Here is a 237-nt window from a genome sequence, read left to right as displayed (position 1 = left end):
TCCTGCTGCGCGGCACCAAGCGTGAAGACGTCCAGCGCGGCCAAGTTCTGGCCAAGCCGGGCTCGATCACCCCGCACACGGACTTCACGTCCGAGGTCTACATCCTGTCCAAGGAAGAAGGCGGCCGTCACACTCCGTTCTTCCAAGGCTATCGTCCCCAGTTCTACTTCCGCACGACGGACGTGACGGGCACGATCGAACTGCCGGCCGACAAGGAAATGGTTCTGCCGGGCGACA

General features: G+C 62.9%; 1 protein-coding gene. It reads left to right on the top strand.

The window, feature by feature from the left end:
• On the top strand, positions 1–237 hold a 237-nt coding region (locus AC6LJW_RS29530; protein ID WP_498088984.1), incomplete at both ends, for an EF-Tu C-terminal domain-related protein.

The organism is Achromobacter sp. 1012554356 (genome assembly GCF_059760815.1).
Note: the sequence above shows the minus strand (reverse complement) of the source record. Positions and strands in the feature narration are given on the sequence as shown.